Source organism: Streptococcus intestinihominis, from assembly GCF_046824975.1.
In the GTDB taxonomy this organism is placed as follows: domain Bacteria; phylum Bacillota; class Bacilli; order Lactobacillales; family Streptococcaceae; genus Streptococcus.
On record NZ_JBKQBL010000003.1, the window covers coordinates 298,321 to 303,644 of the forward strand.

Annotated in this window: 6 protein-coding genes and 1 pseudogene; all 7 read right to left on the bottom strand. The window is 42.4% G+C overall.

The features are described from left to right. A pseudogene (locus tag ACLOR3_RS06680) lies at positions 1 to 397 on the bottom strand (cache domain-containing sensor histidine kinase); the annotation flags it as partial. Then, complete coding sequence (locus ACLOR3_RS06685) at positions 394 to 1,128, bottom strand: response regulator transcription factor (protein ID WP_195324456.1); 735 nt, start codon at positions 1,126 to 1,128, stop codon at positions 394 to 396. The gene ACLOR3_RS06685 and the pseudogene ACLOR3_RS06680, both read right to left, overlap by 4 nt. Before the next feature lie 58 nt (positions 1,129 to 1,186). After that, positions 1,187 to 2,308: a peptide-methionine (R)-S-oxide reductase MsrB gene (msrB, locus tag ACLOR3_RS06690; RefSeq protein WP_411400679.1), complete on the bottom strand. Its 1,122-nt coding sequence runs from the start codon at positions 2,306 to 2,308 to the stop codon at positions 1,187 to 1,189. A 12-nt stretch (positions 2,309 to 2,320) separates the two neighbouring features. Further along, positions 2,321 to 2,881: a redoxin family protein gene (locus ACLOR3_RS06695; RefSeq protein ID WP_411400709.1), complete on the bottom strand. Its 561-nt coding sequence runs from the start codon at positions 2,879 to 2,881 to the stop codon at positions 2,321 to 2,323. A 59-nt stretch (positions 2,882 to 2,940) separates the two neighbouring features. Beyond that, a complete protein-coding gene (locus tag ACLOR3_RS06700; RefSeq protein ID WP_411400681.1) occupies positions 2,941 to 3,261 on the bottom strand; it encodes a hypothetical protein in 321 nt (106 codons plus the stop codon). 26 nt (positions 3,262 to 3,287) lie between these two features. Then, positions 3,288 to 3,998: a thiol-disulfide oxidoreductase-associated membrane protein CcdA2 gene (ccdA2, locus tag ACLOR3_RS06705; protein ID WP_411400683.1), complete on the bottom strand. Its 711-nt coding sequence runs from the start codon at positions 3,996 to 3,998 to the stop codon at positions 3,288 to 3,290. A 161-nt stretch (positions 3,999 to 4,159) separates the two neighbouring features. Continuing rightward, the gene (locus tag ACLOR3_RS06710; protein WP_411400711.1) at positions 4,160 to 5,170 is read right to left on the bottom strand and encodes a SepM family pheromone-processing serine protease; all 1,011 of its coding nucleotides are present in this window, start codon (positions 5,168 to 5,170) and stop codon (positions 4,160 to 4,162) included. Between the last annotated feature and the right edge of the window lie 154 nt (positions 5,171 to 5,324).

Here is a 5,324-nt window from a genome sequence, read left to right on the forward strand (position 1 = left end):
TCATCATATCTGAAGAAGTCTGCATGCTGATTTTGGTATCTGTCGCTACCAGACGTCCGTCCTTAGTCACCAGGACTGCTGAGACCAGGTCCGGATCCGTTTCAATCATCGTTCGCATCAAGTGCTGAACCGTTTCTTGATCTGCACTCCTATCTTGGGCAAATTGGCGAACAGCCTGTTCCTTGCTAAGCACCGTTGTGGTCTGCTTTAATTTTTTTAGATAGGACGTAATAAACTGACTACTTTGATCGATACTATTTCTTGTTGTCCGCTCTGTTTGCTGGCGGATCGTCCCTGAACTCGTTTGATAGTAAAGGCTACCAATAAGACCAAAAAGGAGGAGAATGAAGAGAAAAAAGTAGAGGACCAGCTGAATCAGCAAGGGATATCGTTTCATTCATGCTCTCCTTTTTTGTACTGCCTTGGCGTCACCCCAACAACCTGCTTAAAGCGTTGAGAAAAATAGTTCATATCTTCAAAACCAACCTGATCGGCGATCTCATAAATCTTTAAATCTGTCGTGAGAAGTAAGAGGCGAGCCTTCTTCATGCGCTCTTGGATGAGGTATTCTTGAAAGGGAAGTCCCAATTTTTTCTTGATCAATACACTTAGATAAGAGGGACTGAAACCAAGTTGATAGGCCAAATCCTTCAGGGTTAGCTGGGAATCTGCTAAACGAGTATGAATAGCTTCTTCTAAGTCTGTCGAATAACCATGACTGACCAAATCTTCGACTTGCGCCTTTTTTCGCTCTTGATCGAGTTTTCCTTTCACCTTGGCTAACATCTCTTCGATATCATCTTTTGAAAAAGGCTTCAGCAAATAATCATCTGCACCTAACTTGATGGCTTTCCTCGCAAACTCAAAGTCATCATAACCTGTCAAAAAAATGATATGACAAGACGGAGACTGCTCTTTGACGAGATGGGCCAGATCCAAGCCATTCATTTGTGGCATATTGATATCGGTTAGAAGGATATCAGCTGGTTGATCTTGAAACTTCTCCCAGGCCTCACGGCCATTTTCTGCCTGGTTGATGACGGTCATTCCAAACTGTTCATAATCCACTAAGGAAGTCAGTCCCTGCCGGATAAGCTCTTCATCTTCCACAATCATGATCGCATACATGTCTTTCACCTACTTGTTTTTGCTAGGCTTATTATAGCAAATTGTAGTTCCAAATGTCTCAGACATAGTCTAATAAATAACCGTAGCCCTTTTCCACCATCTCTGCTTTAGGGATGAATTTGATTGACAAGCTATTGATGCAATAGCGAAGGCCGCCTTTTTCCTTGGGACCGTCGGTAAAAACATGGCCCAGATGGGAATTTCCCACACGGCTCCGAACTTCTGTCCGAGTCATATTGAAACTCTTATCCTCCTTATAGATTGCCACATCAGGACTAATAGGACGACTGAAACTTGGCCAACCACAACCAGAATCAAATTTATCCTTAGAGGAAAAGAGCGGCTCACCGGTCACGACATCTACATAAATACCGGCATCAAACTGATCCCAGTAACGATTGGAGAAGGCCCGTTCGGTATCATTTTTTTGTGTCACCGCATACTCTTCAGGAGATAACTTCTTTTTGATTTCCTCATCGCTTGGCTTAGAGTAGCGACTAGCATCAATAACAGGATAAGAAGCCTGATTGACATCGATATGGCAGTACCCATTCGGATGTTTCTTTAGATAATCCTGGTGGTAGTCCTCAGCCTTGATGAAATTAGTCAGTGGCTCTTTTTCCACCGCTAACGGTTTGTCGTATTTTTTTGCTACCTCTTCAAAGACTTGGTTAATAGTTGGAAGGTCTTCTTGAGAGACATAATAGACACCTGTTCGGTATTGAGTTCCTTGATCATTTCCTTGACGATTCTTCGACGTTGGGTCGATAATCCGGAAATAATGCAGGAGTAATTCTTTCAGAGATACCTGCTTGACATTGTAAGTGATATGAACTGTTTCAGCATGGCCTGTTTGAGGGACTAATTCATACTTGGTTGTTTCTCCCTTTCCATTGGCATAACCTGATTCGGCATCAATGACACCCGGAACGCGGGAAAAATACTCTTCCACACCCCAGAAGCAACCACCAGCTAGATAGATTTCTCGTTGGTCTTCTGGATTGACTTTTTCTTCCTGCTTTTTGTTTGCTACTGGTGTCTGACTCATGGACGCTTTTTTGATCTGCTCAGTCGTCGCATCTGATGTATCCAAGGCCATGGATCCTTTGACAAGGAAAAAGATTCCAAAACAAAATAGCCCCACTAAAAGAATGGAAATGAGTTTCCATTTTGTTTCCATTTTATGTCCTCCTTACTTCATTTCTTTTAGAGTCTGGACGATGTCTTCCTTGCTCATATAACCGATATGGGTCTTAGCGAGAGTTCCATCGCTTGCAATAAAGAGTGCCGATGGATAAGAACGAATCCCATACTCTTTTAGCAGTTCCCCTTTACTATCTAGCAAGACTGGGAAATCCTTGTAATCCAAAGACTGGTACCAGTTTTTGAAATCTGCTTCTGATTTTTCACCATTAAAAGTTGGAGCTACAACGGATAAGACCACATAATCCTTACCCGCCTCTTCTTTTGCCAACTCATTGGTATCCCCTAATGTCGATAGGCAAATAGAGCACCAGGAAGCCCAAAATTTGAGGTAAACTTTCTTCCCTTTGTAATCAGATAAGCGGTAGGTCTTACCGTCTACTCCTTGCAGGTTAAACTCTTGAACCTTCTTTCCAGCTTGCTCTGAAGATCCCGTTGTGGATGTCTGCTTAGTCTCACTTTTGTTGGATGATTCCATTCCTTGGTTAGAGCAAGCCCCCAAAAGTCCAGTACACAAGAATCCTGCAGCTACTAAAGCTAATTTCTTCATCATTATTACCTCTTTAAACAAGGAGAAAGTCATCCTCAGATGACCTCTCCCTTCTTTCATTAGTTGTCTGATTTCATATCAGATGATTCACTCTTTTCATCTTTCATTTCTGAATCGCTAGATTTCATCTCATCTTTTTTCATATCGTCCTTCATTTCAGAACTGCTGTCAGACATCATAGATGAATCTTTCATGTCTTCTTTTTTCATTTTATCATCGGACATGGATGAATCCTTCATGTCATCCTTCTTCATATCGTCCTTCTTCATCATACTACTATCGTCCATTTTTTTCATGTCTGAATCTGATTTCTGTCCAGAACAAGCTGCTAAAGTGACGATGCTAAGTGTAGCAATAGAAAGTGCAAGAATTTTTTTCATGATTTTTCTCCTTTAATCATTCAAGATTAGTGAAACAGGGATGCGAGGCTATTAAGATTTCCTAGCATCAGCAAGATGCCCATCAAGATGATGATGGCACCACCAATTTTTTTCAAGGTTCCCATATGGGGCTTGAGTTTAGCAAAATGTTGTAGAACCCAGCTAGAAGCTAAGGCCAAAAGCAAGAAAGGCAGAGCCAAGCCTAATGTATATACCAGCATCAGGAGAGCGCCTTGCAATGCACCATCTCCTCCAGAAGCTGCAATGGCTAAAACAGAGCTCAAAACTGGTCCGACACAAGGGGTCCAACCAAAACTGAAGGTGACCCCTATCAGAAAAGCATTGAAGAATTCATTGCGTTTTTCGTCCTTCTTCAGTTGGATACTCTTTTGTTTTTGGAGTTGCTGAAGATTGATGAGGCCCATCTGATGGATTCCCAATAAGATGACAATCCCTCCTAGTAGGTAACGGAACCAGGGAGCATAAAGCACCTGGCCAAGGGCCCCTGCACCGTATCCTAGAATCAGGAAAACAGTTGATAGACCTGCGATAAAACAAAGAGTCTTCACCAGGCCATACCAAGAAATGTCTCTTCCAAAAATACGCACCGTTTTTTCATGCTCAGAATCCAATAGAATCCCTACATAGACTGGCATCAGTGGCAAAATACATGGGGAGAAAAAGGATAGAACTCCCGCTAAGAATACTGAAATGGAAAACAAACTGGTTTGAATCATTTCACTACCTCCCTTTCTTTCTGACACCAGTATAAAGAAAAAATCCCTCTAAAAATAGAGAGATTGATAAGCAAAAACTTGAATTTAATTAGAAGGTGAATGTTCCCCTCTGCTAACACGATGTCATACGTGCAAGTACGAAATTTGTCAAACAGGCTACTTTAGTTCTTTTTCAAATAGTCAATGGCATCCTGCAAGGTTTTGACAGGGACAATTTTCATCTTGGTCTTAATTTTCTTAGCTGTTTCTACTGCTTCATCGTAGTTGCTCTTGGCATTCGGATTGTTCTTTTTAACTTCCTCTGTCACCGGATTATCAGGGGCAAAGAAGATTTCAGCACCAGCGCGATCTGCTGCTACGACTTTTTTATCCACTCCACCGATATCTCCGACAGTCCCATCATGGTTAATGGTCCCTGTCCCTGCGATATGGCGTCCCTGACGAAGGTCTGGATCCGCTACTTGGGTATAGATGGACAAACTAAACATCATCCCAGCACTTGGACCACCGATGCCAGCTGTCGCAAACTCAATCGGTACGTCACTCTTCACTTCTGTCCGGTCAATCAAGCTAATCCCAATCCCATTCTTGCCATTGACCAACTTAATAATCTTTCCTTCAGCAGTCTTGGTCTGGCCATCTTCTGTGTAGGTCACTGAGACCTTGTCCCCAATTTTTTGGGAACCAACATACTCGATGAGCTCTTTTGAGCTCTTGAATGTTTTGTCATTGACAGCCGTAACTGTGTCCGCAATATTTAAAACGCCTTTGAAGGTAGAGTCTTCTGCTACTTGCATGACATAAACACCGAGGAATTCCATCTCTGTCTCTTTTCCAGCCGTTTTTAATCCTTGGTATTTGGCAGTATTTTGAGAGGTCTCCATATAAAATTGATTGATCCGGAAAAATTCCTCACTGGAACTGCCACCTGTCATTTCTTTTTCAGAGTGGATATCTGTAAAAGGAGTCATCCAGGCATAGACTATATCCGAGAAGGTCGCTTGCTTGACGGCAACAGTGACAAAATCATACGAACCGGATGCTTCATCATTTTTCTGGTTGACGCGCATCACTTGGCGAATATCTTCTGAACTCCCGGGCATTTCCAGATAGTAAGGCAGGGGAACAAAGAAAGCTAGCAAGGCCAAAATCAGAAGCAAGGTCCCAATCATCGGCCAACGATAGGTTCTCCACACGCTATCTTTTTTGCGCACAGGTTCAAATGGGCTTTCTGGTAGCTGAGCCCTTGGTTTCTCAAATTCTTTCATTCGTTTTATTTCATCTCCTTTATAACACTCTCTGGGACATAGGCACTGACGTCCTGCT